Below are 25253 nucleotides of genomic sequence, written 5' to 3'. Positions count from 1 at the left end.
CCGATTTCCCAAACCGAGGGTGAAGCTATGAAATTAATGCAGCTGTACGCAGCGATGAAAAAAGACCTTCAAACGATCGAGAGCACGCTTGCCCAAAGCGTGGCGTCAGAGCTGCCGCTGCTCAACGAATCGGCCCAGCATCTGCTGAAAGCCGGCGGCAAAAGGCTGCGGCCGGTATTCGTGCTGTTGGCCGGAAAATTCGGCGACTATTCGCTGGAGCGGTTAAAGTATGTCGCCGCCTCGTTGGAACTGATCCATATGGCGTCGCTCGTTCACGACGACGTCATCGACGATGCCGAAACGAGGCGGGGACAGCCGACCGTCAAAGCCAAATGGGACAACCGGATCGCCATGTACACCGGCGACTACATCAACGGCAAGGCGCTGGTGGTGGCCAGCGAGCTGAACGACGCGCGAATCCATCAGATTCTGTCCGCCGCCATCGTTCAGATGTGCATCGGAGAGATGGAACAAATCCGCGATTTTTTCAATACGGACCAAAGCGTCCGAAACTACCTGCTCCGCATTCGCCGCAAGACGGCGCTGCTGATCGCCGTCAGCTGCCAGCTCGGCGCCGTGGCGGCCGGCGCGCCCGACCGGGTCTGCAACGCCCTTTACCGCTTCGGCTACCGGGTGGGCATGGCGTTCCAAATTACGGACGATCTGCTCGATTTGTGCGGCACGGAAAAGACGATCGGCAAGCCCCCCGGAAGCGATTTGCGCCAAGGGAACATCACGCTGCCCGTGATGTACGCGCTTCAGGAGGAGGACATCCGGGACGAGCTGCTGCGGGAGATCGGCCGGATTCGGGAAAGCGAAGGGAAGGCCGATTCGCGGGAGGCGGTCCGGCTCGTCCGTTCCAGCGGCGGCATCCGGAAGGCGGAGCAGCTGGCGGACCGCTATATCGCCAAAGCGCTCAAGGCGGCTCAGGAGCTTCCGGATTTGCCCGCCAAAAAAAGCCTCATCGAAATCGCCAAATTCGTCGCCGAGCGAAAATACTGAAAATATGGTAAAATATTTTCACAACGCGGCCGAAAGGAGATGGGTATGGAACGGACGTACATCATGGTAAAGCCCGACGGGGTTCAGCGCGGGCTGATCGGCGAGATCGTCGGAAGGCTGGAACGCAAGGGACTTCAGCTTATCGGAGCCAAGCTGATGCGGGTTACGCCGGAACTGGCGGCGCAGCACTACGCGGAACATAAAGGCAAAGACTTTTACGACCGGCTGATCGAGTTCATCACTTCGGGACCTGTGTTCGCCATGGTTTGGCAAGGCGACCAAGCCGTAGCGGCGGCCAGGCAGCTCATCGGCAAGACAAACGGTCTGGAAGCGGCGCCCGGGACGATCCGGGGGGATTACGCACTACATACGAATTACAATCTGGTTCACGGCTCCGATTCGGTTGCCAGCGCGGAGCGCGAGATCGGCATTTTCTTTGACGAGTCCGAATTGCTTTCATACGAGAAAGCCGTTCAAGTCTGGATTTGACGGCGGCATACGGGGGAGCGATCAACCGGCATGAGAGAGACTTGGGCAAGCGGGGCAAGCCCGCTGCCGCAATCCGCGGAAGACGAAGATTTTGCCCGTTTCGTCGCCGATATCCGGAAGGCGACGTCCATCGATCTGTCCCAATACAAAGAAGCGCAGATGCGAAGGCGGCTTACGACGCTGCGCGTGAAGCACGGCTTTGCGGATTTCGCGTCGTACTTCAAGGCGCTGATGAACGACGGCAGGCTGTACAATGAATTTTTGGACCGGATGACGATCAACGTCTCCGAATTTTGGCGCAATCCGAACCGCTGGCAGGTGCTTAAGGACCGGTTTTTGCCCGCGATGCTGAAGGAGAATCCGCGCCTTCGCGCGTGGAGCGCGGCGTGCTCGACCGGCGAGGAGCCATACACGATCGCGATGATTCTCGATTCGCTTCAGGCGCTGGGCGCGGCGTCCATTTTGGCGACCGACATCGACGAAGGCGCGCTCGCCAAGGCGAAAGCGGGGGCCTACCTCGAGCGTTCGCTGCGGGAGGTGCCGCCGGAATTCGCGCGGACGTATTTCCGCGAAGAAAACGGGGTCTATCACGTGGCCGACCGGCTGAAGAAAGCGGTCCGCTTCGAGAAGCAGAACTTGCTGCTCGACCGGTTCGGCGAAGGGTTCGACCTGATCGTCTGCCGCAACGTCATGATTTATTTTACGGAAGAAGCCAAGCAGTCGCTTTATCAAAAATTCGCCCAGGCGTTAAGGCCCGGCGGCATCCTGTTTGTCGGCAGCACGGAGCAGATTTTTTCGCCGGGGCAATACGGGCTGGAGACGGCGGAGACGTTTTTCTACAGACGGACCGTATGAGTGCAGGACGCGCGCGCGATACTATGGATAACCTACATCCTCGGAGGGATCCATGGACAAGCGAAAAGTCATCGAAGCCTATCGGCGCCGCCTGATCTCTTCAAGGGAATGCGCGCAAATTCTCGGTCTTGACAACGTGGAATTGCTCGGGCTCCTGCGCGAAACGCCGCAAAGCCGTTCCGGTTCCGCCAAGCAACAGCCCGTCCGTTCGTGACGGGCTGTTTTCTTGTCAAATTCTTCTGGGCTGTACTATAATGAGCAAAGACGTTTGCAGGACGCAGAAAATTCGGGCTGCAAAGCCATCGCACCAGGGCGAGAGCGATCATGCCGCCATCCGGCGGCCCGATCGGCGCCTGCCGCGAACGGTCCGCGTTGCGGCGCATTCATTTGCCATACTTTTAGGAGGTCACTTCATTGAGTTTACGCTACTTGACTGCGGGGGAGACGCACGGCCCGCAGCTTACCGCCATTATTGAAGGTTTGCCGAGCAATCTCGAAATCGATTTCGAAGCGCTCAACTTTCAGTTGCAGCGTCGGCAAAAAGGCCATGGCCGCGGCCGGAGAATGCAGATCGAGAAGGATGCGGCGCAGATCGTCGGCGGAGTCCGCCACGGCAAAACGACCGGGGCGCCGGTAGCGCTGGTGATTACCAACAACGACTGGAAGCATTGGACGTCGGTAATGAACATCGAGCCGATCGAAGGCAACGACGAGACCAAACGGCGGGTTCACCGTCCGCGTCCCGGTCATGCGGATCTGAATGGAGGCTTGAAATACAACCTGAAGGACTTGCGCAACGTGTTGGAGCGCTCCAGCGCGCGCGAGACGGCGGCGCGGGTTGCGGTCGGCGCGGTGGCGCGGCAACTGCTTGCCCAATTCGGCATCAAGGTCGCCGGACACGTCGTGTCGATCGGCGGGATCGTCGCGCCGGCGCCCAATATGGATATCGACGAACTGATCGAACGGACGGAGCAGTCGCCGGTGCGCGTCGCCGACCCGGAAACCGAGCGGCGCATGATCGAGCTGATCGACAAGACGAAGGCGGACGGCGATTCGATCGGCGGCGTGGTCGAATGTATCGTCACGGGCGTTCCGATCGGCCTCGGCAGCCACGTGCAGTGGGATCGGAAGCTGGACGGACGGATCGCGCAAGCCGTCGTTTCCATTAACGCGTTCAAAGGCGTGGAATTCGGCATCGGCTTCGATGCGGCGAATCGTCCCGGTTCGCAGGTGCACGACGAAATTCTGTACTCGCCCGAGCGCGGGTATCACCGGGCGACCAACCGACTCGGCGGCTTCGAAGGCGGCATGACCAACGGGGAGCCGATCGTGGTCCGCGGCGTCATGAAGCCGATCCCGACGCTTTACAAGCCGCTGCGCAGCGTCGATATCGACACGAAGGAGCCGTTTACGGCGCAGGTGGAACGTTCCGACGCCTGCGCGGTTCCGGCGGCCAGCGTCGTGATGGAAAACGTCGTCGCCTGGGAAGTCGCGAAGGCGTTTTTGGAAAAGTTCGGCGGCGATTCGATGGAAGAAGTGCGCGCGAACTATGACAACTACCTGAGACAGGTGGCGGAATATTGATGACGGCGGGGGAGAAGGAAATCCGGAAGCTGACGGTGGAACTGGGCGACCGCTCTTATCCGATCTTGATCGGCAGCGGGCTGCTGCATGCGTCCGGCGCGTTGTTCAAAGAGCGGAATATACCGGTCAAATCGCCGGTTTTGCTGGTGACCGACGCCGCGGTCGAGCATCTGTACGCGGGGATCGTGGAGACGTCGCTGCGCGAGGCCGGTTATACGGTAGCGAGGGCGACCGTCCCTTCGGGCGAGCAGTCGAAGTCGCTGGAAGTGTTCGACGAGCTGATTACCAAGGCGCTTCAGGCCGGGCTGGACCGCAAATCGACGGTCGTTGCGCTCGGCGGCGGCGTCGTGGGCGATCTGGCGGGGTTCGTTGCGGCTTCCTACATGCGCGGCGTCAAGTTCGTGCAGATGCCGACCACGATTTTGGCGCACGACAGCAGCGTCGGCGGCAAGGTGGCGGTCAACCACAGGCTGGCCAAAAATATCATCGGCGCTTTCCATCAGCCGGAATTCGTGCTGTACGATCTCGACACGCTGGCAAGCTTGCCGAAGCGGGAAGTGCGGGCGGGCTATGCGGAAGTGGTCAAGCACGGCCTCATCTGGGATAAAGCGTTCGTCGACTGGTGCGACGCCAACGCCGACCGGTTGCTGGCGCTGGAGCCCGACGCGCTCGGCTACGCCCTTTACGAGGGGTGCCGCGTAAAATCGATCGTCGTCTCCCGGGACGAGCGGGAAAACGATCTGCGCGCGATCCTGAATTTGGGCCATACGATCGGCCATGCGCTGGAGGCGGTGGCGAACTACAGCGAGCTGCTGCACGGGGAAGCGATTGCGATCGGGATGGTCGGCTCCGCGCGCCTGGCCGCAAGGTTCGGATACGATCCGGGCATCGAAGCGGAGACGGAGCGGCTGATGCGCAAGTTCGGACTGCCGGTCCGCATTCCGGCCGGGTACGACACCGACGCGATCATGGAAGCGATGATGCACGACAAGAAGTTCAGCGAGGGCCATATGGTGTTCGTCGTCCCGACGGCCATCGGTTCGGTGGAAATCCGCAAGGACGTTCCGGCCGCATGGGTTCGCGAAATCGTGGAAACTCTGAAAGGAGAAGCCGGTCGGTCATGAGCGTAAGAGGAATTCGAGGCGCCATTACGGTAGAGGAGAACGAACCGCAGCAAATTTTGGACGCCACGGTCCGGTTGCTGAAAGCCATCGTCGAAGCGAACGGAACCGCTCCCGAGGATATTTGCAGCATTTTCGTCACCGTAACCCAGGATCTGGACGCGGCATTTCCGGCGAAGGCGATCCGTATGCTGGAAGGCTGGGAATATGTACCGCTCATGTGCTCGGTGGAAATTCCGGTCAAAGGCGGCTTGGAAAAATGCATCCGGCTTATGGTGCACGTCAATACGGACGTCCCCCAATCGGAAATCCGCCACGTGTATCTGGGCCGGGCGCAGGCGCTTCGTCCGGATCTGGCGGGATCGCAAGGGTAAACCATTGACTCGCGCCGGGAAGCGGTGATATAGTGGTAACAGGATTGGACGCGGAACCTTGGACCGCAGGGCCCAAGACTTACGCGGGAATCGGCGAGCAGAGACGAGATGAGCGGAGCTAGCGGAGGGCGATGGACCGGTTCGGTCCTGTTGCTTGGCCGGCTTGAGGCGGGTGCCGTTTGCCCGGAAGCCGGAAGGCATGATTGCCCGCTTTCATACCCTTGTCTACGAATGCATCTCTGCGGTCGCGGAGGTGCTTTTTTATTGCAGATTCGGATGCGGATTCGGAAATCCCGCAATCCGTTTCCCATTCGTTTCCGAATCGTCTCGCTCGGAACGGCCGCACCACATTGGCGAGCTTTCGTTTGCGGACGAGGCTTGGAGAGGAGAGAGAAAAACATGGAGCAGCGCGAACAGGAGCTGAAGAAGGTCATCCGCCTTGCGGGCCGATACAATGTCATTCCCATCGTCAGACGCCTTATGGCGGACACGGAAACCCCGATCCGGGTGTTTCAGCAATTAAGCCGAGGCCGTAGGGCGTTTCTGCTGGAGAGTGTGGAAGGCGGCATCAAATGGGCCCGGTATTCGTTCATCGGCACCGATCCTTTTTTGACGCTGAAGCTGAAGAACAACAAGGTGACGCTGGAAGAGGGAGGCCGGACGGATACGTTGGTCACGGATGACCCGCTGCAGCTTCTGCGCGAAAGGCTGCGGTCGTACCGCTCCCCCGCGCTGCCGGAGCTGCCCCCCTTCACGGGCGGGGCGATCGGGTTTTTCGGTTACGACCTGCTGCGGTATTATGAGCGAAAGCTGCCGGCGCACGCCGTGGACGATCTGGAAATGGAAGACATGCACTTTATGTTCTGCGACCGGGTCGTCGTGTTCGACCATCTGAAGCAGCAGGTGCTCGTGATCGGAAACGTGCACGTTCCCCAAGGAGCGACCGACGGGCAAATCCGGGAGGCGTACGAGTCGGCGTGCGCCGGGCTGGACGACATTCTCGCGCGTTTGAAACAGCCGATGCCCGCGACGGCCGCGCCCGTCGGCTCCCCGCCGGCCGATCCCGAACTCGGCGAGATCCGCTCGAACCTGACGCGGGAACAGTTTATCGCGAACGTCGAGAAGGCCAAGGAATATATCCGGGCGGGCGATATTTTCCAAGTGGTGCTGTCCCAGCGGTTCCATATCGAAACGGAAGTCGATCCGCTGCAGGTGTACCGGGTGCTCCGGACGATGAATCCGTCGCCGTACATGTATGTGCTGAAGCTTGACCAGGAAGTCATCGTCGGAACGTCGCCGGAGCTGCTCGTCAAAGTCGACGGAGACCGCGTCGAGACGCGCCCGATCGCCGGAACGAGGCCGCGGGGCCGAACGCCGGAGGAGGATCTTGCGCTCGAACGGGAGCTTTTGGCGGACGAAAAAGAGCGGGCCGAGCACGTGATGCTCGTCGACCTGGGCCGCAACGATCTGGGCCGCGTCTCCGAATACGGCAGCGTGAAATGCGACGCGTACATGGAGATCGAACGTTATTCGCACGTGATGCACATCGTGTCGAACGTGTCGGGCAAGCTGCGGGAGGACAAGGACTTCTTCGACGCCTTCCTGTCCTGCCTGCCGGCCGGAACCGTCTCGGGCGCCCCGAAGCTGAGGGCGATGGAAATCATCGCCGAACTGGAAAACGAAGCGCGCGGGGCCTATGCCGGAGCGATCGGTTATCTCGGGTTCTCGGGCAATCTCGATACCTGCATCACGATCCGGACGATCATCTTCAAAGACGGCAAAGCCTACGTGCAGGCCGGCGCGGGCATCGTATGGGATTCCGTTCCGGAAAAGGAATACGAGGAAACGGTAAACAAGGCGAAAGGGATGCTGAAGGCGATTCGGGCCGCGGAAGCGGTCTTCCCGACCCGCCGCGAAGGCCTGCTTGCGGCCGCTTACGAACGACGCACGAATCTCGATTACGATTAAGCCAAGGGGAGCGATGAACATGAACGCAAATACGCCGGTCGTGTCGATGACGCAGGCGCTCGCCCGGATCATGGGCGGCGAGGATCTTACGCTGAGCGAAGCGCGCGAGGTCATGAGCCTCATGATGAAGGGCGAAGCGACGCCCGCCCAAATCGCGGGGCTTGTGATCGCTCTTCGCATGAAAGGCGAAACGGTGGACGAAATCACCGGCTTCGCGGAGGCGATGCGCTCGTTCGCGAGCCGGGTGCCGACCGAACGCCGGGACCTTCTCGATACATGCGGTACGGGCGGTTCGGGCATCCACAAATTCAACATCTCGACCTCGTCGGCGATCATCGCGGCCGCTGCGGGCGTGCGCGTGGCCAAGCACGGCAACCGCGCCATGTCGGGCAAAGCGGGAAGCGCGGACGTGCTGGAAGCGCTCGGCGTCAACATCTCGCTTTCGCCGGAGGAAGCGGCCGAATGCCTGGAAAGAACGGGCATCTGCTTCATGTTCGCGCAGACGTTTCACCCCGCGCTGAGGCATGCCGCCGCTCCCCGCCGGGAGCTGGGCGTGCGCACGATCTTCAACATGCTCGGCCCGCTCGCCAATCCGGCGGGAGCCGACTGCCAGTTGATGGGCCTGTACGACCGTTCCCGGACGGAGACGGTCGCCCATGTGCTGAAGCGGCTGGGCCTGCGCCGGGCGCTTGTGGTCGGCAGCTACGACGGTCTGGACGAAATCAGCATATCCGCTCCGACCCAAGTATCCGAGCTGAGGGACGGCAAGGTGTCGACCTACGACATTACGCCGGAGCAGCTCGGACTCCGCACCGTGCCGCTGAGCGAAGTGAAGGGCGGCGACGCGCGCGAGAACGCCGCGATCATCCGCCGGGTGCTGGCAGGCGAACGCAGCGCTTACCGCGACGTCGTGCTGCTTAACGCCGGCGCTTGCATCTATGTGGCCGGGCGGGCGGCGACGCTTGCCGAGGGCGTGCGGACGGCGGCGGAGACGATCGATTCCGGCAAGGCGCTGGACAAACTTCAGCAATGGATTGCGACGACGAAAGAAGTGAGCCATCATGTTTCTTGACCGCATCGTAAACACCAAAAAAGCCGAAGTCGAACGGCTTCGCGAGACGCTGCAGATTGCGGACGCGGAGCGCGCCATCTCGGAGCTTCCCGCTTGCCGGGGCTTCGAAAAAGCGTTAAGATCGGAGAATCGGCGCCGCTCCGTCGGCCTGATCGCCGAAGTGAAGAAAGCGAGCCCTTCCAAAGGGCTGATCCGGCCCGATTTCGATCCGGTCAAGCTGGCCGGCATTTATGAAGAGGCCGGCACGGACTGCATTTCCGTGCTTACGGACACGGAATATTTCCAGGGCGCGAACGACTACCTGACCCGCGTGCGGGCCGCCGTCGGCGTTCCGCTGCTGCGCAAGGATTTTACGATCGACGAGAGGCAAATTTACGAAGCCCGCTTGATCGGAGCCGACGCGATATTGCTGATCGCGGCGATTCTGACGAAGCGCCAGCTGTCGGCATTCCACGACCTCGCCCGCGATCTCGGCATGGACGCGCTCGTCGAAGTGCATAACCGCGAGGAACTGGAGACGGTGCTGGACATCGGCAAGGCGACGCTGATCGGCGTAAACAATCGCGATTTGCGCACGTTCAAGACGGATTTGCGCGTGACCGAGGAGCTGATCGGACATATGCCCGAGCATGTGCTGCCCGTCAGCGAGAGCGCCATCTCCACGCCGGAGGACGTCGCGTTCGTCCGCAACGCCGGCGCGCAGGCGGTGCTGGTCGGCGAGCATTTTATGCGGCAGGAAAATCCGGGGGACGGCGTTCGCGCGCTGCTCGGTCCCGTGACGAAAGAAGGGGCGGTGCAATGAACGGCCTCGGCGGCGGGGGAGCCCGCGCGGACGGCGCCGTCAAGCGTGTCCCCCTGGTCAAAATTTGCGGCATTATGGAAGAGGAGACGCTGCGTGCGATGGACGGGCTCCCGGTCGATTATATCGGCTTCGTGTTCGCCCCGAGCCGGCGGCGCGTCGTCCCCCGGCAAGCGGCGCGCCTTGCCGCCGCGGCTCGCGGCGCGCGCATGGCGGGCGGCCTTGCGCCGCGAATCGTCGGCGTGTTCGTAAATCCGACGCTGGAAGAGCTGTCCGCCGTGCTGGCGGAGGTGCCGCTCGACGTCGTCCAGCTTCACGGCTCGGAAACGCCGGAGCTGTGCCGGGCGGTCGGGGAGCGCTTCGGCGTCGAGGTGTGGCGCGCGCTTGCGGTTGACGAGCCGGACAAGCGGGAGGCTTCGCCGGAAGGAGCCGGCCCGCAGCGGCTGGCGGCGTTTGCGGGAGCGGTATCGGCGATATTGCTGGATACGGCAGGCGGCGGCACCGGCCGCGCGTTTCGCTGGGACCTGATCCCGGCGTACCGGGAAGCGGCGGCAGCCGGCGGCTTGAAGCTGTTTGTGGCCGGCGGCCTTCATCCCGGCAACGTAGGGGAATTGCTCGCGTCCTATGCGCCCGACGGCGTGGATGTTTCCAGCGGTGTGGAGACGGACGGCGCGAAAGACAAGGAAAAAATCGCCGCATTCGTGGAAAGGGTGAAACTGCGATCGTGACACAGACACAAGTACCGGACCGTCATGGCCGCTTCGGCGCGTTCGGAGGGCGCTATGTGCCGGAGACGCTGATGAATGCCCTGTTCGAGCTGGAAGAGGCTTATCTCCGCTACAAGGACGACCCGGAATTTTTGGCCGAACTCCGTTATTTGCTGAAGCAGTATTCCGGCCGGCCGACCCCGCTGTATTTCGCGGAGCGGCTGACGAACCATTTGGGCGGGGCGAAAATCTACCTGAAGCGCGAGGATTTGAACCATACAGGCGCGCATAAGATCAACAACACGATCGGTCAGGCGCTGCTGGCAAAGCGGATGGGCAAGAAAAAAGTGATCGCCGAAACCGGTGCCGGCCAACACGGCGTCGCCACGGCGACCGTTGCGGCTCTGCTCGGCCTCGAATGCAAGGTGTTTATGGGCGAGGAGGACACGAAGCGGCAGCAGCTCAACGTGTTCCGGATGCAGCTGCTCGGCGCCGAAGTCGTGCCGGTGACAAGCGGCACGCGGACGCTGAAGGACGCCTGCAACGAGACGCTGCGCTATTGGGTCAGCCACGTCGACGATACGTATTACATTCTCGGCTCGGTTACGGGACCGCATCCGTATCCGATGATCGTGCGCGATTTTCAGCGCGTGATCGGCTTGGAGACAAAGGAACAGATCCTCGAAGCCGAAGGCCGCCTGCCCGATGCGATCGTCGCGGCGGTCGGCGGCGGCAGCAACGCGATGGGCATCTTCCATCCGTTCGTGGACGACGCTTCCGTCCGGCTGATCGGCGCCGAGGCGGCGGGGCGCGGCATCGATACCGGCGAGCATGCGGCCACGATGACCAAAGGGCGCCCGGGCGTATTCCAGGGCTCGCTCAGCTACGTGCTGCAGGATGAAGGCGGCCAGGTGCTGCCGGCCCATTCGATTTCCGCCGGTCTCGACTATCCGGGAATCGGTCCGGAACACGCCTATTTGAAGGATTCCAAACGCGCCGAGTACGTGCCGATTACCGACAGCGAGGCGCTGGAAGCGCTGCAGCTGTTGTCCAGGCTGGAAGGCATCATTCCGGCGCTGGAGTCGGCGCATGCGGTCGCGCATGCGATGAAGCTCGCGCCGACGATGGGCAAGGATCAAACCGTCGTGATCAGCCTTTCGGGACGCGGCGACAAGGACGTCGAATCGATTATGCAGTACCTGGGAGGTGCGAAGGCGTGAGCGTAGCGACATCGAACGCGATCGACACCGTTTTTGCGGAACTGAAAGCGAGAGGCGAGACGGCGCTGATTCCGTTTCTGACGATGGGGGACCCGGATCTGGAAACGTCCGTCTCCCTCGTTCAGGCGGCGGAAGCCGCCGGGGCGCATATGATCGAGCTGGGCGTTCCGTATTCCGACCCGCTTGCGGACGGTCCGGTCATCCAGCGCGCGTCGGAGCGGGCCTTAAAGCGCAAGATCTCCCTGTCGGACTGCATGGCGGTCGCCACGGAAGCGCGCCGCCGGGGCGTGAAGATGCCCTTTATTCTTTTTACCTATTTCAACCCGGTGCTGCAGTTCGGTCTTGACCGCTTCTTTTCGCAGTTGAAGGAGCATGATTTCAGCGGTATCATCATTCCCGATTTGCCGCTGGAGGAGGATGCGGAGGTGCGTGCGAAGGCGGAAGAGACGGGCATTCACCTGATTCCGCTCGTTGCGCCGACCTCCGAGGCGCGCGTCGAACGGATCGCCGCGAGAGCGCGCGGTTTCGTCTACTGCGTATCCTCGCTGGGCGTAACCGGCGTACGTTCCGAATTTTATGCCGGCATCGACCAATTTCTCGAAACGGTCCGCAACGCCGCCAGCGTGCCGATCTGCGTCGGCTTCGGCATTTCGTCGCGCGAGCAGATCGAGCGGCTGTCGCGCTCGTGCGACGGGGTCATCGTCGGCAGCGCGATCGTCCGCAAAGTGGAGGAGGCCTTGCCGCTGCTGACGGACGGCGATGCCGGCAAGCGCCGCCAGGGCGTGGAGCTGGTGCAATCGTTCATCGCGGGCTTGAAGCCGGCGCGGTAGCCGGCGAAACCGGACGCCGGTCCTGCCCGCTTGCGGCCTGCGGCCTTCGGCGAATGCGGAATGAAGCGGGCGGATCGTACCGGACTCCGCCGGGCCGAAGCCCGAGGCCGCGGCGGGCCTGCCGGCCGGGAGCAACGGGCTGCGCCCGAATCGCTTTGCCAACCAATAACGGTCAACCAACCGGCCGTTATTGGTTTTTTTGTACGCCGCGAAGATGAACGGCGGGCGTTTCGGAACGCGCGTTTTTGCCGTTTACCATCTGTACAGCCATACCGCAATATGTCACAATAGAAGCATATCGCACGGCAGAGCGCGCTGCGCTCTTTTTCGCTGTTATGAAGAGGATATCAGGAGGAACATTATGCAACCGAAACCGAATATCGTTCATCTGCCGGTCTATCAGCCGGGCAAGCCCATCGAGGAAGTGAAGCGGGAGCTGGGACTGACGGAAGTCATCAAATTGGCGTCCAACGAGAATCCGTTCGGCTGCTCGCCGGCCGCGGTCGAAGCGATCCAAAACGAGCTTGGCCAAATCAGCATCTATCCGGACGGGGCGGCGGTCGAGCTGACCGAGGCGCTGGCCAAGCATCTGGGCGTCGGCACCGACCAGCTTATTTTCGGCGCGGGTTCCGACGAAGTGATTCTGATGATCGCCCGCGCGTTTCTGCTGCCGGGGGAAGAGACGATTGCGGCGGATCAGACGTTCCCGCAATACAAGCACAACGTCGAGATCGAGAACGGGGTGTACGTCGAGGTTCCGCTTAAGGACGGCACGCACGATCTCAAAGGCATGCTGGAGAAAGTGAATCCGAAAACGAAAATCGTCTGGATCTGCAACCCGAACAATCCGACGGGCACGATCGTCACCCACGACGAGGTGGAATGGTTCCTGTCCAACGTGCCGCCGAGCGTGATGGTCGTGCTGGACGAAGCCTACTGCGAGTACGTCGACGATCCGTCGTTCCCGGACGGGATCGCGCTGCTGAAAAAGTATCCGAACCTGGTGCTGCTCCGCACGTTCTCCAAAATTTACGGCCTGGCTTCGCTCCGCATCGGCTACGGCATCGGCCGACCGGAAGTGATCCGCTCGATCAACCAGGTGCGGGAGCCGTTCAATACGTCCCGATTCGGCCAGGCCGCCGCGCTGGCCGCGCTTCGCGACCAGGCGTTCATCGACCGCTGCCGCAAGGCGAACCGGGAAGGGCTGGCCTACCTGCGCGCCGAATTCGACCGCCTGGGGTTGTCCGCTTTTCCCGCTTACGGCAACTTCATTATGGTCGACGTGCAGCGCCCGGCGCAAGACGTGTTCGAAGCGCTGCTGCGCAAAGGGATCATCGTGCGCGCCGGACACCGGAAGTACCCGACGCATATTCGCGTGACGGTAGGCAGCGCCGAACAAAACGCGAAATTCATCGGAGCGCTGGAATCCGTGCTTCAGGAAATCGCGGTGCGGGTGTGAAGGATGGCGGGAGACTTTGACGGTTTCGCAAACAAGAAGAACGAAGGCACTTCCGCCAAACCGAAAACGCGAATCGCCATCTTCGGCGTCGGGCTGATCGGCGGATCGCTGGCTCTCTGCTGGAAAGGCAAGCCGGGTTACGAGGTGGTCGGACACTCCGTCAACCCGGCCTCGGTCGAGAAATACAAGGCGCTGGGGGTCGTCGACGTCGCCACGACTTCGATCGCCGAAGCGGCTATGGATGCGGACTTTATTTTTCTGTGCGTACCGGTAGGGAAGCTTAACGACTACGTCGACGAACTGGCGCGGCTGCCGCTGAAGCCGGGCTGCGTGCTGACGGACGTCGGCAGCACGAAAGCGTCGGTTGTCGCCCATGCGCAGCGGCTCGAGCTGAACGGAGCGGTGTTCATCGGCGGCCATCCGATGGCGGGCTCGGAGCGGAGCGGAGTGGAGGCGGCGACGGCGGATTTGTTCGAAAACGCCTATTACGTGCTGACGCCGACGGACCGGACGCCCCCGGAAGCCCTCAACCGGCTGGAGGAGCTGCTGCGCTGGACCCGAGCCAAGATCGTGAAGACGGACTCGGCGTTGCACGACGAAATCGTGGGCGCCATCAGCCACCTGCCGCATATTATCGCGGTAGCGCTTGTCAACCAGATTGCCGCGTACAACGAAACGAACGACCTGTACCGGAGTCTGGCCGCGGGCGGTTTTCGGGACATTACCCGCATCGCCTCCAGCGACCCGACCATCTGGCGCGACATTCTGCTGAACAATCGGGATGTGCTGCTCCGGCTGCTTCAAGATTGGCGGAAGTCGATGGACCGGTTCGCGGCGCTTCTCGAAGCCGGCGACGGGGAGGGGGTGGCGGAGCAGTTCCGTTTGGCGGGACGGTTCCGCAGCCAACTGCCGGAGCGGCGCAAAGGCATGATCTCTTCGCTGTACGAATGTTATGTCAACGTGCCCGACCAGCCCGGCATTATCGGCAAAATCGCCACCGAGCTCGGTCAGGAAAAAATCAATTTGAGCAACCTGCACATTATCGAAAGCCGGGAGGACGTTCCAGGCGTGCTGAGGTTGTCGTTTCGCCAAGGGAACGATTTGGAGCGGGCGGTCGCCTTGCTTCAAGCGCTTGGTTATGAAGTGTTTTTCTGAACAGGCGTCTGCCGGAAATCCGGCCAAACACGGGCTGCATGCGACGGGCCGACAACGCTCTTCGCACGCAGCCTTAATTTTTTCTCATCAAACGGCGGACAAAAACAAAAAACGCCACTTTGCAAGTGGCGCGAGTGTTACCATGAACACTCAGATTATTGGATAGGAGTGGAGAGAAACCATACTGTAATTTCAGTATATGTATCCGTTTACATTTTGTCAATAAGCGTTTTCATTTTTTTTAAAGCGTTTTCGATATTTTTTTGCGTTCCGATTCCGGAGTTTGGGCTCGCGCCGGCTCGATGCCGATTTTGGCTTTGTTTGTGCAAAGGCGACGAAATCCTTAGCGGCAAATTTAGAATATTTTAAGATTCCCGATTCCGCCTGTATGTTACAATAGCCTTTAGATTATGTAAAAAAATGGGCCTGTTTTGAATCGTGCGCTTTTGCGCAACTTTTTCGTTTATGGCCGGTATAAAGCTTGTAGACCGGCTTGCGAACAATCACCCTGCAAAGAGGGGAGGATCGCAGGGTCGATGACCGATTCTCAATTGATTCGGGAGATCAAGGACGGCAACGTAGAACTTTATTCCGTATTAATGTCGCGATACCAGAAGAAAATTCTTTCATTTATATACCATATGCTGCGCAGCGCGAAGCTGGAGCTTCTCGCCGAGGACCTGTGCTCCGAGACGTTCTACAAGGCGTACCGCAGCTTGCATTCATTCCGCGAAGTGGACGCTTCGTTTTCGACTTGGCTATATACCATTGCACGCAACACGGTGTTAAGCGAGCTGCGCAAACAGAAAGCGACCCATCTGTCGCTGGACGATTCAACGTACATACCCGCCGCCCCGCCCGAGGCGGCACCGGAGCAAAGGCTTCTGCGCAACGAGAAAGTGCTTATGGTTCGGGAAGCGATCAACAATTTGCCGGAGAAGCAGCGCTCCGCCCTGATTCTTCGGGAATATGACGGACTGGACTACCAGGAAATCGCGAGCATCCTGGGACAGACGGTCAGCGCCGTGAAGTCCCTGCTTTTCCGGGCGAGGGCCAGCGTCAAGACGCAGATGGAATCTTATTTTAACGAGCCGGTTTTGCTGAAGGACATGGAGGAGTTGAAGTCGCGATGAAGAGCAGATGCGATCTTACGCAGGAAAAATTCAGCGATTACTGCGACGGAGGCGTTTCCGATCGGGAGCGGCGGCAGATCGAGGAGCATTTGGCCTGCTGCGCTCATTGCTCCGAGCAATACCGCCTCTGGGAAGAGAGCGCCAATCTCATCCGCTCGTTGCCTTACGACGAGGAATTCGAAGCTTATTTGGCCAAATCGGTTTCCCTCGAGGAAATGAACCGCAAAGTGATGAACCGGATCTATGCCGAACAGAACGGGTTCATGCCCGCGATGCAGCGTTCGTACGCGTTCGGCAAGGCGTTTCGCCTGCGCGTCGCCGGGCTGCTCGCTTCGCTTTTGGCCGTGTTTGCCTGCGGATTCCTCTATGTGCTGGTGCAGCGCGCGGTTTCGTCCAAGTCCGGCAAGACCGGCGTCATGGAGGCGGCGGACGCCATTTCCGCTTCCGGCCAAGGATCTCGGTTGTCCGTGGACGTTCCGGTCGCCAGCCTTAGCGATCCGATCGTGCTGCATGCCGCTCCGACCGTCCCTGAATACTGGATTGCGCTGTCGCTGCTCGGCATCGTGATGACGCTGCTGACGCTGAACTGGTTTACGAGGGTCCGGACATGAGCGCTTCGATCCGGCTCGGGTGGGTCCGCCACGGGCTTACCGAATGGAACAAGGAGGGCAAAATCCAAGGCACGACCGATATTCCGCTCAGCAGCGCCGGCGAGATGCAGGCCGGGCGCTTGGCCGATCGGCTGCTGCGGGAAGGAGCGGTCTGGAACGGCGTCGTCAGCAGCGATCTCCAGCGCGCATGGCGGACGGGACAAATTCTGTCCGAGCGGCTGGGCATTCCGCTCCTGACGGACAAGCGGCTTAGGGAAAGGAGCTTCGGTCAGGCGGAAGGCACGACAGAGGCGGAGCGGCTTGCGCGCTGGGGGACGGAATGGCGCAGGCTCGTGCCCGATCAGGAATCGGATGAGCGCGTCCGCGAGCGCGGGCTCGAATTCGTCGAGCAGTTCTGCGATCGCCATCCGGGCGAAAGTTGGCTGGTCGTCACGCACGGCAGCTTTTTGGCGCAGATGCTGAAGGCGCTGGAGACCGGAGCGGATGAGACGCTGATCGCGAATGTGTCGCTGACCATTCTCGAACGCCGGTCGAACCGCTGGATTCCCATCCTCCAAAATTGCACGGCCCATTTGGACGGCGATATTAAAGTATAAAGAGCGAGCGGTCGCGGACCGGCGCTCTTTTTTTGCCGCCGAAGACGTTTAAACCGCTTTAAATCCACCGATACTTGCATATAAATCCTCCGGAAACGGGGAATGCCGATGAATCTAGCGGATATGCTGTCCTTCGCCGACATCGCCCAGTTGATGCGCATCGCCGAAACCTACGATTGCCGTTCCACCAATCACTCGAAAAACGAGCTGATCCAGTCCATCTTGTCCGCCGTGCAGAAGCGCGACGTGCTGGAACGAAAAGTGGACGCCATGAGCCCGGAAGATTTGCGGCTGCTCAACTCGCTTTTGTTCGAGCCGAGAGAAATGTACAGCTTGGAGGACTTGACGGCTCGGGCTTTGTGGACGGCCTCCGACACCCATGCCGGCGCGGCGCGGCCGGAAGCCGGAGAAGAGGCAAACAAGCCGGCCGTCGCCGTCCGGACGACGCGGCAGGCGGAGCCCAAATCCGCCAAGCAGCGGAAACGGCCGAAGCCGGATGCCGCCGAGCCCGCGCCGCAGGCGCCCGAGCAGTCGGCACGGCATGCGATCGTCCGATTCATGCGGTACGGATGGCTGTTTAACGGCATCACGCAGCATACCCGGTATTTGTACCAGGTGCCCGAGGATGTCAAGCGCCGGCTTTGCGAAGTGCTGGAAGCCCGGTTTCGCGCCGTGCTGGACGTTCGCGGGGAACCCGAAGCGTACCGGGACGAAGGAACGCTCCTGTCGGCCGACGCGGTGCTGTTCTTGCGCTTCGTCCGGGACCATGATGTCGCGCTTACGACCGAAGGCTACATGTACAAACGGCAGCTTGGCCAGGTGCTCGGCTTGCTTTCCGTAAGCGAAGGGCTGCCCGCCCGCACCGCCTGGCGATTCGGGTACGGCCGCCGTTTCCGCGAATATCCGGAACGCTTCTCCCTGCTTTATGATTACTGCTGCCATCGGAATTGGCTGCGGGAAAACGGCGAGAGGCTCGAACTGACCGATGCGGGCCTGCTGGCGGCTGCAGGCGACGTTGCGGCCGAGCCTTCGGATCTTTACCGGTTCTGGCTGCGCGCGTACCGGGTTCCCGTACCGAACATTATGGCGGTGGCGCAATGGACGATTCGCCTCGCGTCAGCGTGGACGACGGTTGCCTCGCTCGGCAAAGCGCTGCTGCCGCTCGTTCGTCCGTATTACTACGATTCGGCGGAGGACGTGCTGAACCGGAGAGTGCTCAAAATGATGGTGCATCTCGGACTGCTTCGCTGGGGCGAGGCGTCCGACGGAACGGCGCTGGTCCGCGTCACGCCGCTCGCTGCGCAAATGGTTCCGGCAGGGGACGCCGGGCGAAAGCGGAATGCAAACGCCTGAATGTCCATGGCGGGAAAGGCGGAGATCGAATGTCAACTTTGGCGGTCAAATTAGGAGGACCGGCAAGGGGCTTATGACCTGAACGAAGCCGACAGCGATGAATATGCTTTAATGGGAGCTGGAATGATGGGGGCCCTAAAGCCGGATATTGGAGGTGCAACCGATGGACATGAAAATCGCCTACGAGACCATGCTCGGTTTGGAGGCGGAAATGGTCCTTGACGAAGCGCTGCGCAAATACCGGACGGCTAAAATCTACGAAGCAATCGACGCGGCGCTTGCCCAAGGAGATGCCGAATCGTTTCGGCGCTTGACGGATGAACTGAAAACGATGCAACCTTGATGCTCCAGGACGATCTTTACGGATTTCCCGAACGGCGACCTCACGGCCGGCGCAAGCGGTTTGCGCGCGGCGGGAGGTCGTTTTCGTTTGGCTATCGGATGTCGGTCCCCTAAACAAGAAAACGCTTTTCTGTCCGGCGAATTTGCAGTAGGATGGAAAGAGGACGGATTCGACCGCACATTCTGCCCGGGAAGGAAGGATCAGCTTGCCTTTGATCGACATGCCGTTGGATCAGTTGAAGACGTACGCGGGAACCAATCCGAAGCCGGCCGATTTCGATGCGTACTGGGATCGGGCGCTTGCCGAGATGCGCGCGGCGGACCCGCAGGTCGAACTGGTGCCGGCCTCGTTCCAGGTGCCGTTCGCCGACTGCTTCCATCTGTACTTTACGGGGGTTAGGGGCGCCAGAATTCATGCGAAGTACATAAGGCCGAAAAACGTCAAGGAGCCGCATCCCGCCGTCGTCCAGTTTCACGGATATGCCGGAAATTCGGGGGACTGGGTTTCGAAGCTGGGATACGCGGCGCTCGGATTTTCCGTGGCGGCGATGGACGTCCGCGGCCAGGGAGGCAAATCCGAGGATACCGGCGGCGTGAAGGGCAATACGCTCCGGGGACATATCATCCGGGGGGTGGACGACCATCCCGACCATTTGCTGTTCCGTCATATTTTTCTGGATGCCGCGCAGCTGGCCGGGATCGTCATGACGATGCCGGAAGTGGACGCCTCGCGGGTGGCGGCGACTGGCGCTTCCCAAGGCGGCGGATTGACGCTCGCCTGCGCCGCCCTGGAGCCGCGCATCAAGCGGCTTGCTCCGATCTATCCGTTCCTGAGCGACTACCGCCGGGTTTGGGAAATGGATTTGGCCAAGGATGCCTACGAGGAGCTAAGAACGTATTTCCGGCTTTTCGATCCGCTGCACGAGCGGGAGAACGAATTTTTCGAACGGCTCGGCTATATCGACGTCCAGCATCTGGCTCCGCGCATTCGCGGCGACGTGCTGATGGCCGTGGGGCTGATGGATACGATCACGCCGCCGTCGACGCAGTTTGCGGCTTACAACAAGATCGCCGCGCCCAAGCAGCTTGCCGTCTACCCGGATTTCGGCCATGAGGGGCTTCCGGGAATCGACGAGAAAATCATGACCTTCTTCAGCGCATTGCTCTGATTCGAAAGGAAGAAAGACCAGCATGAAGTTCAGCGAATTCGACGCCATCGGCTGGCCCGGGCTGCAGCCTTATTTTGACACGTGCCTGCTGCCCGTGACCGGCTTGACCGGAACGGAGAGCCCGCCGGAAGCGACCGAAAAGGCGGCGCGGACGGGGGACTGGCTCTCTCCGCTGGAAGCGGCGTTCCGGGGCCGTACCGTCACGCTGCCGGCCTACCATTATTACGACGGAGCGGACCCGGACGACGCCGCCCGGCTCGCCCGTCATTGCGGCCGGCTCAAACAGGCGGGCTTCCGCTTTGTCGTGCTCGTGTCCGGCACGCCGGGATTGTTGCCCTCCCCGCCGGCGTCCGCGGACCTGCTTGTGCAGCCTTCCGCGCCGGACGAGCAGCCCGACGCGGAGGATATTTGCCGGGCGGTCGCGGCGATGTGGAAAGACGCATAATTTTCCTCTGCTGGGGAATACCATTTACGTCTCCACAACTCGGACAAATGTGACAAATTTGAAACAATTTTGACCAACGTTTTCAACCAAGGCGTTTATTCCTCTTGGCAATTGTTGACGCCCCCATATGCGTGTACTATTATAGTTATGTCTTGTGAACAGTAAGGCAAGGGTCCATGAAGGACAGCGACATTGGTGGGCAAAGGGGGTAGAAACAATGGAACATAACGGACAGCACGAAACCGCGCATAAGCCGATCAAACGCCAGGAAATGACGAGACGTCAGTTTCTGTCTTATACGCTGGGCGGTGCGACTGCATTTATGGCCGGCGGCGCCATCCTTCCGATGCTTCGGTTCGCCGTAGATCCGATTCTGCAGAAAAAGACGGAAACCGGCTTTGTCAAAGTCATTGAAGAGGCCAAAGTGACGAAGGACCCGCAAAAGGTATCTTTCAAAATCCATCAGGTGGACGGATGGTACGAAAGCGATCCGAAGCTGGAGGCTTACATCGCTAGAGGCGACGACAACAAAATTTTCGCCCTGTCGCCGGTGTGCAAACACCTGGGCTGCACGATCAGCTGGGCGGCGGAAAAGCCGAACGAATATCATTGTCCTTGTCACGGGGCACGGTACTCGAAGGACGGCAAAAATCTGGCGGTAGCGCCTAAAGCGCTTGACGAGTACGAAGTCAAGGTCGAGAACGGGTGGGTGTATCTCGGACCGCTAGTATCGAATACGCGCGTTAAGTAGAAGGAGGGCGTTTCGTCCCATGTTTAAAAGCATGTACAACTGGATTGACGAACGTCTTGACGTAACGCCGATGTGGCGCGACATCGCGGATCACGAAGTGCCGGAACACGTCAACCCGGCGCACCACTTCTCCGCATTCGTCTATTGCTTCGGCGGATTGACGTTCTTCATTACGGTCATTCAGATCCTTTCGGGGATGTTTTTGACCATGTATTATGTGCCGGACATCATCAACGCCTATTACAGCGTGGATTACCTCCAGCATCAGGTCGCCTTCGGCGCTATCGTTCGGGGCATGCACCACTGGGGAGCGAGTCTGGTCATCGTCATGATGTTCCTACATACCCTTCGCGTCTTTTTTACCGGCTCTTACAAAGCGCCGCGCGAAATGAACTGGGTCGTTGGGATGCTCATTTTCTTCGTCATGCTGGGCCTTGGTTTTACGGGTTATTTGCTTCCGTGGGACAACAAGGCTTACTTCGCGACCAAGGTCGGCATGGAAATTGCCGGTTCCGTTCCTTGGATCGGGGGTTATATCAAGGAGTTGCTTGCTGGAGGCACGATCGTCGGAGCCCAAACGCTTACCCGTTTCTTCGCGATCCACGTGTTCTTCCTGCCTGGCCTGCTGCTTACGCTGCTAGCTGCGCACTTCTTCATGATCCGAAAACAGGGCATCTCCGGGCCGCTGTAAGAGAGAGGGGAGTGGCAAGCTTATGGCACACGGACCTAAATCCGATGAGAAAATCGTTTACGTAGGCGATTCCCGCATCCGCAAGGGCAAAGGAATACAGCCTCCGCCAGACTATTCGGCTTTTCCCGGGAAGTCCGAGGCATTCATTCCGAACTTCCTGCTCAAAGAATGGATGGCCGGCGTCGTCGTTCTGGTCGGATTCCTCGTCCTGACGATCGCCGAACCGGCTCCGCTCGGCTATCCGGCCGACCCGATGAACGGTTCGTTTATCCCGATGCCGGACTGGTATTTCTTGTTCATCTACCAGTTGCTGAAATATCATTACACGTCCGAAAACTACGTCGTGCTCGGCACGATCGGGATTCCGGGCATCGCGTTCGGCGCCCTGCTGCTTGCGCCGTTTCTGGACACCGGCAAGGAGCGCCGGTTCTACCGCCGCCCGATCGCGTCTTCCCTGATGTTCGTGTCGCTGGTCGCATCGGTCTATCTGACCTGGGTCTCGTGGCACCACTATCAGGAGGAGCTTGAGAAGAGCGGCATCGTTCCCGAGCATATCGAGCGCGAGGAGAAAAACCGCGAATCGATCGAACAGGGCAAAGGACGCTTCATCCCCGGCAGGGAAAAGCTGGTCGCGCTGGTGAATCCCGACGATCCGGCTTTCAACGTGATGAAGGAAGCGCAATGCGTCGCCTGCCACGGCGCCGAGCTGGAAGGGGCGAACGGTCCTTCGCTTCGCGGCATCGGCGACAAGCTGTCGAAGGAAGAGCTCGTCGACATCATCACGAACGGCAAAAACGAAGGCATGCCTGCTTTCGGGAAGGCCAAAGCCGGCGAAAGCGGACTTTCCGACGAGCAAATCGATCAAATCGCCACGTGGCTGTCCGAACAGAAGGCGGCTGCGGCTGAATAACGCAACGCCAACAGACCTGACCGTTCCCGGTCAGGTTTTTTGCAAATGCGAGGAGGCCGTTCATGAGCTGGAAATGGTTGCTGTCGCGCGATTGCCTGCTGCATAGGGCGACGCTGACGCTGCTTTTGATTTTTTACGTTCCCGGAACCGTCTACGGGTATTACTGGTACAAAGGCCAGCTCCTCGATACGTGGGAAACCCATCCGGCCTGGCAGCTTCCGTTTGTGCCGGACAGTCCGACGGCGTCGCTGTTTTTCGCGGTCGCGGCCGTCTGGCTGTGGGCTCGCCCCAACCCGCCGCGAAGCGGGTGGTTGAAGGGGATCCGCTCCCTCGTGGAAGCGTTGGCCGTCGTCACCTCGATCAAATACGGGATATGGGCGGCGGCGATCATCTTCATCGGCGCGGGCCTTGGCGACCGGCTGGTCTGGCAGGACTGGATGCTGGTCGTGTCGCATGCGGCCATGGCCATTTGCGCGCTGCTGTACGCCCGGTTTTTCCGGTTCGGCGGATGGGCGCTCGCTTCGGCGGCCTGCTGGACGTTTCTTAACGATACGATCGATTACGGCTACGGCGTATATCCGTACTTGCCTTCGCAGCTGGACCCGGCTTATGTGCGGGAGGTTGCCTGGTTCACGTTCATGCTGACCGCCTTTAGCGTCATGGCGGCGGGACTTGCCCGCTATGCCGATACGCTTTGGGGAGCTGCGCCGCTGCGCAAGGACAACCGGTTCTAAGGCCGGACATCCCCTCATATGGTAAGGCAGGAGGGGATGTCCAAATGTTTTGGGCTTCAGCTGTTGTTCCGGCAAGAAAAAGACGGTGGATTCGGTGGCTGCTTGCGGGAGCCGCCGCGCTGCTGCTTGATCCGTCCGCAGCCGCGGCGGAAAGCCCGGCAGCTGCGCCGGCATCCGGACAGGCGCAAGCGGACCGTCCGACGGGCAGCTCAGCCTCCCGTTCGGACACGCAGGCGATCGAGAAGTTCCGCGAGGCGGCGGAATCTCTATATCAGGCGGTAAATCGGGGCGACCGGCTTGCCGCCGTTCGGTCCATGAAGGAGACGGAAACACGGCTTAGAGAGCTGCCGATGATGCGGATCGCGACTGCGGAAGGCATCGAGGCGCTGGCCGACAGCGTGGCCGAGATGAAGCGGGCGATGGCCGCGGTCACGCAGGACGGCCGCCGCGTCCAATCCGCGGCGGGGGCGATACGCCTTGCGGCGAACGCGCTTGCGGAGCCGCAGCGGCCGCTTTGGCTGCAATACCGCTCGGTATTGCGGGAAGATGTCGACGCCCTGGCCAAAGCGTTGGGCGACCGGCCGCAAAGCGTAACCCCGGAGGCGCGGGCCGCGTTCGGGCGTCTCGCCGAACGTTACGGCCTCATTCGGACGGCCGTCGCGTTGACGAGCGAGCCGTACGTGATCGAGCGGGGAGATGCGGCGATCCGCTACGCGAAGCGCTTGCTTCAGCAGGACCGGCCCGATCCGAAGCTGCTGGGCGGACTGATCGCTCCGCTGCGGGAAGCGATGGAGGGGCTGTTTCCTCCCGAAGGGGAACGGCCGACGACCGTGCCGGCCGTCGTACCGCCTTCCTGGGGGTTCGGCGCGACGATCGGCTCCTTTATTGTCGCCATCCTCACCTGGGCGGGATGGCGAAGGTTCCGGTTCGACCGGACGCATCCGAATCACGGTTCCAACAGGGAGCGTAGGGACCCGGCGGACCGCTGGTTCAAGTCGCTTCTTCGCCTTCCCGGAATCCTTCTCCGAGCACGTCATGCACGTCGTTGATGACGATAAAAGCCTGTCTGTCATGCTGGCGGACCAGGCTTTTCAATTTGCGGATTTCAAACCGGCTGACGACGCAGTACAGCATCATGCGCGGTTCGCCGGAATAGCCGCCGATCGCGGGCAGCAGCGTCACGCCGCGGTCGAGTTCCCGCGCGATTTTTTTGGCCAGCGCTTCCGGGGATTGGCACACCACCGTGAACGCTTTGGCGGCATAAGCGCCTTCCTGGACGAAATCGATGACTTTCGAGGCGATAAAGACGCTGACGAGCGTGTACAGCACTTTTTCCTTGGAGATGAAAAACAATGAGGAGCCGATAATGACGAAATCCATGACCAAAATGACCTGCCCCATGCTGAAGCCGCGCCAGCGGTGAACGATGCGGGCGACGATGTCGGCGCCCCCGGTCGTGCCTCCCGATCGGAAGACGAGGCCGAGGCCGGTTCCAAGCGTCACGCCGGCGTAGAGCACGACAAGAAAATGGTCGTGTTCGGTCGCAAACGGAGTGATCCATCCGGCTGCGATGGCGCGCTCCCAAACCCACAGGAAAAAAGACAACAGAACCGTGCCGCCGATCGTATAGATCATGGCGCTGCGGCCGAGCTGCCGCCAGCCGATCAGAAACAGCGGAAGGTTGATGAGCAGGGTGGTCGGGCCGGTCGGCAGGCCCAAGGAGTAATGAAGCAGGACGGCGATGCCCGTTACGCCGCCTTCCATCAGCCGGTTCGGCAGGATGAAATATTCCAGGCCGAAGGCGTAGAGAGCGGCGCCGGCCGTCAGCATCAGCCAGGTGCGAACCGATTCTTTCGTTTGCCAAATTCTCACGTTCAGCTCCT

28 protein-coding genes are annotated in these 25253 nt (G+C 60.7%); 27 read left to right on the top strand and 1 reads right to left on the bottom strand.

Annotated elements, in window-relative coordinates; all coding sequences use genetic code 11:
* The first annotated feature begins 27 nt into the window (after nucleotides 1-27).
* The 27 genes from F560_RS0109355 to F560_RS0109215 all read left to right on the top strand — a co-directional run bounded on the left by F560_RS0109355 (nucleotide 28) and on the right by F560_RS0109215 (nucleotide 24419).
* Nucleotides 28-1002 (top strand): polyprenyl synthetase family protein, encoded by a 975-nt coding sequence (locus tag F560_RS0109355; protein WP_019005470.1) that lies wholly within the window; start codon nucleotides 28-30, stop codon nucleotides 1000-1002.
* A gap of 45 nt (nucleotides 1003-1047) precedes the next feature.
* Nucleotides 1048-1491 carry a nucleoside-diphosphate kinase gene (gene ndk, locus F560_RS0109350; RefSeq protein WP_019005469.1) on the top strand — a complete coding sequence of 148 codons (444 nt, stop codon included), beginning with the start codon at nucleotides 1048-1050 and terminating at the stop codon, nucleotides 1489-1491.
* A 30-nt stretch (nucleotides 1492-1521) separates the two neighbouring features.
* Nucleotides 1522-2346, top strand: coding sequence for a CheR family methyltransferase (locus tag F560_RS0109345; protein ID WP_019005468.1), 825 nt, complete (start codon nucleotides 1522-1524; stop codon nucleotides 2344-2346).
* A gap of 52 nt (nucleotides 2347-2398) precedes the next feature.
* A complete protein-coding gene (locus F560_RS25920; RefSeq protein WP_019005467.1) occupies nucleotides 2399-2560 on the top strand; it encodes a hypothetical protein in 162 nt (53 codons plus the stop codon).
* A 200-nt stretch (nucleotides 2561-2760) separates the two neighbouring features.
* Nucleotides 2761-3930: a chorismate synthase gene (gene aroC, locus F560_RS0109335; protein ID WP_019005466.1), complete on the top strand. Its 1170-nt coding sequence runs from the start codon at nucleotides 2761-2763 to the stop codon at nucleotides 3928-3930.
* Nucleotides 3930-5054: a 3-dehydroquinate synthase gene (gene aroB, locus F560_RS0109330; protein WP_019005465.1), complete on the top strand. Its 1125-nt coding sequence runs from the start codon at nucleotides 3930-3932 to the stop codon at nucleotides 5052-5054. Before aroC ends, aroB begins: the two co-directional genes overlap by 1 nt.
* Entirely contained in the window at nucleotides 5051-5425 is a 375-nt protein-coding gene (gene aroH / locus F560_RS0109325; RefSeq protein WP_019005464.1) for a chorismate mutase, read from the top strand. The genes aroB and aroH overlap by 4 nt, the downstream gene beginning before the upstream one ends.
* A gap of 399 nt (nucleotides 5426-5824) precedes the next feature.
* Complete coding sequence (trpE, locus tag F560_RS0109315) at nucleotides 5825-7393, top strand: anthranilate synthase component I (RefSeq protein ID WP_019005462.1); 1569 nt, start codon at nucleotides 5825-5827, stop codon at nucleotides 7391-7393.
* Between the two features lie 19 nt (nucleotides 7394-7412).
* Nucleotides 7413-8465, top strand: coding sequence for an anthranilate phosphoribosyltransferase (trpD, locus tag F560_RS0109310; protein ID WP_019005461.1), 1053 nt, complete (start codon nucleotides 7413-7415; stop codon nucleotides 8463-8465).
* On the top strand, nucleotides 8455-9267 hold the full coding sequence (trpC, locus tag F560_RS0109305) for an indole-3-glycerol phosphate synthase TrpC (protein ID WP_019005460.1): 813 nt from the start codon (nucleotides 8455-8457) through the stop codon (nucleotides 9265-9267). The genes trpD and trpC overlap by 11 nt, the downstream gene beginning before the upstream one ends.
* Nucleotides 9264-9992 (top strand): phosphoribosylanthranilate isomerase, encoded by a 729-nt coding sequence (locus F560_RS0109300; protein ID WP_019005459.1) that lies wholly within the window; start codon nucleotides 9264-9266, stop codon nucleotides 9990-9992. Before trpC ends, F560_RS0109300 begins: the two co-directional genes overlap by 4 nt.
* Entirely contained in the window at nucleotides 9989-11191 is a 1203-nt protein-coding gene (gene trpB, locus F560_RS0109295) for a tryptophan synthase subunit beta (protein WP_033395955.1), read from the top strand. The genes F560_RS0109300 and trpB overlap by 4 nt, the downstream gene beginning before the upstream one ends.
* Nucleotides 11188-12021: a tryptophan synthase subunit alpha gene (trpA, locus tag F560_RS0109290; RefSeq protein ID WP_019005457.1), complete on the top strand. Its 834-nt coding sequence runs from the start codon at nucleotides 11188-11190 to the stop codon at nucleotides 12019-12021. The genes trpB and trpA overlap by 4 nt, the downstream gene beginning before the upstream one ends.
* Before the next feature lie 361 nt (nucleotides 12022-12382).
* Nucleotides 12383-13480 carry a histidinol-phosphate transaminase gene (hisC, locus tag F560_RS0109285; protein ID WP_019005456.1) on the top strand — a complete coding sequence of 366 codons (1098 nt, stop codon included), beginning with the start codon at nucleotides 12383-12385 and terminating at the stop codon, nucleotides 13478-13480.
* Between the two features lie 3 nt (nucleotides 13481-13483).
* Nucleotides 13484-14635: a prephenate dehydrogenase gene (locus tag F560_RS0109280; RefSeq protein WP_019005455.1), complete on the top strand. Its 1152-nt coding sequence runs from the start codon at nucleotides 13484-13486 to the stop codon at nucleotides 14633-14635.
* A gap of 536 nt (nucleotides 14636-15171) precedes the next feature.
* Nucleotides 15172-15768, top strand: a complete 597-nt coding sequence (locus F560_RS0109270; protein WP_019005453.1) for an RNA polymerase sigma factor — start codon at nucleotides 15172-15174, stop codon at nucleotides 15766-15768.
* Nucleotides 15765-16379 carry an anti-sigma factor gene (locus F560_RS24575; RefSeq protein ID WP_019005452.1) on the top strand — a complete coding sequence of 205 codons (615 nt, stop codon included), beginning with the start codon at nucleotides 15765-15767 and terminating at the stop codon, nucleotides 16377-16379. Before F560_RS0109270 ends, F560_RS24575 begins: the two co-directional genes overlap by 4 nt.
* On the top strand, nucleotides 16376-16975 hold the full coding sequence (locus F560_RS0109260; protein ID WP_019005451.1) for a histidine phosphatase family protein: 600 nt from the start codon (nucleotides 16376-16378) through the stop codon (nucleotides 16973-16975). Before F560_RS24575 ends, F560_RS0109260 begins: the two co-directional genes overlap by 4 nt.
* 108 nt (nucleotides 16976-17083) lie before the next feature.
* Nucleotides 17084-18328 (top strand): hypothetical protein, encoded by a 1245-nt coding sequence (locus tag F560_RS22910; RefSeq protein WP_156828940.1) that lies wholly within the window; start codon nucleotides 17084-17086, stop codon nucleotides 18326-18328.
* A gap of 163 nt (nucleotides 18329-18491) precedes the next feature.
* Nucleotides 18492-18671 carry an IDEAL domain-containing protein gene (locus F560_RS0109250; RefSeq protein WP_019005449.1) on the top strand — a complete coding sequence of 60 codons (180 nt, stop codon included), beginning with the start codon at nucleotides 18492-18494 and terminating at the stop codon, nucleotides 18669-18671.
* Nucleotides 18672-18876: 205 nt separating this feature from the next.
* Nucleotides 18877-19839 carry an alpha/beta fold hydrolase gene (locus F560_RS0109245; protein ID WP_019005448.1) on the top strand — a complete coding sequence of 321 codons (963 nt, stop codon included), beginning with the start codon at nucleotides 18877-18879 and terminating at the stop codon, nucleotides 19837-19839.
* Between the two features lie 22 nt (nucleotides 19840-19861).
* Nucleotides 19862-20284 (top strand): DUF2487 family protein, encoded by a 423-nt coding sequence (locus F560_RS0109240; protein ID WP_019005447.1) that lies wholly within the window; start codon nucleotides 19862-19864, stop codon nucleotides 20282-20284.
* Between the two features lie 217 nt (nucleotides 20285-20501).
* Nucleotides 20502-21035 (top strand): Rieske (2Fe-2S) protein, encoded by a 534-nt coding sequence (locus F560_RS0109235; protein ID WP_019005446.1) that lies wholly within the window; start codon nucleotides 20502-20504, stop codon nucleotides 21033-21035.
* A 19-nt stretch (nucleotides 21036-21054) separates the two neighbouring features.
* Nucleotides 21055-21726, top strand: a complete 672-nt coding sequence (gene qcrB / locus F560_RS0109230) for a menaquinol-cytochrome c reductase cytochrome b subunit (RefSeq protein WP_019005445.1) — start codon at nucleotides 21055-21057, stop codon at nucleotides 21724-21726.
* 22 nt (nucleotides 21727-21748) lie between these two features.
* Nucleotides 21749-22636, top strand: coding sequence for a menaquinol-cytochrome c reductase cytochrome b/c subunit (locus F560_RS0109225; RefSeq protein ID WP_019005444.1), 888 nt, complete (start codon nucleotides 21749-21751; stop codon nucleotides 22634-22636).
* Nucleotides 22637-22698: 62 nt separating this feature from the next.
* Nucleotides 22699-23370, top strand: coding sequence for a DUF1405 domain-containing protein (locus tag F560_RS0109220; protein ID WP_019005443.1), 672 nt, complete (start codon nucleotides 22699-22701; stop codon nucleotides 23368-23370).
* A 44-nt stretch (nucleotides 23371-23414) separates the two neighbouring features.
* Complete coding sequence (locus F560_RS0109215; protein ID WP_019005442.1) at nucleotides 23415-24419, top strand: sporulation protein YpjB; 1005 nt, start codon at nucleotides 23415-23417, stop codon at nucleotides 24417-24419.
* Here F560_RS0109215 and F560_RS0109210 read toward each other — a convergent pair.
* Nucleotides 24361-25242: a YitT family protein gene (locus F560_RS0109210; RefSeq protein ID WP_019005441.1), complete on the bottom strand. Its 882-nt coding sequence runs from the start codon at nucleotides 25240-25242 to the stop codon at nucleotides 24361-24363. The two genes, F560_RS0109215 and F560_RS0109210, sit on opposite strands and share 59 nt — an antisense overlap.
* Nucleotides 25243-25253: the final 11 nt, after the last annotated feature.

The organism is Cohnella laeviribosi DSM 21336 (assembly GCF_000378425.1).
GTDB classification, from domain to species: Bacteria; Bacillota; Bacilli; order Paenibacillales; family Paenibacillaceae; genus Cohnella; species Cohnella laeviribosi.
The sequence above is the reverse complement of the archived record's forward strand: the minus strand, read 5'-3'. Positions and strand labels throughout refer to the sequence as shown.